This window comes from Neglectibacter sp. X4 (assembly GCF_009917365.1).
Classification (GTDB): domain Bacteria; phylum Bacillota; class Clostridia; order Oscillospirales; family Acutalibacteraceae; genus Acutalibacter.
In genome coordinates this window covers 1-1,332 of sequence record NZ_QWLE01000151.1, presented here as the reverse complement: position 1 = coordinate 1,332, position 1,332 = coordinate 1, and the positions used below count along the sequence as shown (strand labels likewise).

At 34.2% G+C, this 1,332-nt stretch carries 2 protein-coding genes; one reads left to right on the top strand and one right to left on the bottom strand.

The genetic code is table 11. The annotated features are described in order from the left end of the window. On the bottom strand, positions 1-326 hold a 326-nt coding region (locus D1841_RS17305; RefSeq protein WP_166554316.1), incomplete at its 3' end, for a helix-turn-helix domain-containing protein. Positions 327-605: 279 nt separating this feature from the next. Between D1841_RS17305 and D1841_RS17300 the strand changes: the two genes are divergently transcribed. Then, complete coding sequence (locus tag D1841_RS17300; RefSeq protein ID WP_160201838.1) at positions 606-1,229, top strand: hypothetical protein; 624 nt, start codon at positions 606-608, stop codon at positions 1,227-1,229. Positions 1,230-1,332 lie beyond the last annotated feature (103 nt).

Genomic DNA, 1,332 nt, shown 5'->3' with positions numbered 1-1,332 from the left:
TTCCGTATGGCAGCCTTATTGCTCTCCATGAGCATTAAAAGCATCAGCACTTCTTTTTCACTGCAATCGAAAAGCACACGGTTTATTTGATGTTCGATGCAGCAACTTATTTCTTGCCCGTTGAACAAAAGCCAGTCGGTGGATGTTTCCAGGGCTGTAGCGATATCAACTAGTGTGGAGACGCTGAAACTGGAGCGGGCAGTTTCGATAGCGCTGATGTGGGTGACGGAAAGATGTGTCAACTCAGCCAGCTTTTCCTGTGTTAAACCTTTTTCTTTTCTTGCTTTTTTGATTTTTTCTCCGATTTTTTTGAAATTCAGTTCCATGATATAACATACCTTTCTTTTAGATTTTAGGTATATTGTATCTTTTTATAAGTGCTAAGAGGGGAGCGCTCACTAAGTACTGAGAAAAACACAAATAAGATAATGGCAGATAGGCTCTCCCGGCAGATTTCGCAAGACTTTTTTATTTTTGAAAAAAGGTGATGAGTGTGCATCAGGTACATGAATTTGTGGTAATATACCATATGTAGCGGGTTGACAAATGTGATATAATATAAATGGAAAGTTTTATTCAAAACAAAAAAAGCGAGTTATGATTATATGGATATTGTCGATCAGATAATTCGGATTATATGCGAATATCATAAAATATTTGCAGGTATATGGGAACAAATAAGAAAAGAAAAAGTGAATTACAAGAAAAAACAAATTACCGATTTAATTAATAATGATAATTTGTTAGCTGGAATCTTTCAATATAGGTCGTTACTAAATATTAACATACTAAAGTTAACAGAGTTGTTTTGTGCTCTCGAAAATTTACATGCATGTAATTGCAGAATTAATACGAGAGTAAAGACTTATAATTCGATAGTGCAGAAAATAAAAATTTACCTCGTAGGTGACTTGAGGGGAAAAGTAGCAATCAAGAAGTGCTTGAATGATTTATATGGTATCAGAATTATACTAAGTAATGATATAGAATTTGATACTATAATTGATCATATTAATGAAACTTTTCCGGAATTGAAATGTCTTAATGCAAGTAAAAATGGTTACAAAGCAGTGCATGTGTATTTTAGTGAAAGTAATTTCGAACTTCCATGGGAGTTGCAGATCTGGAATGCGTCTGATGAAAGCAAGAATATTGAATTACACAAGACATACAAACAGGGCTATACTGAATGGGAAAATGATTACAATGAAGGAGGTGGAACGGTATGATTAGACATTACATTATTTTAAGTAGCTCATATAAAATGGGAAAACGAATTGCACTAGATTTTCCTATTTCCGAGGGGAGCGATACGAATGATGTAACGGAATG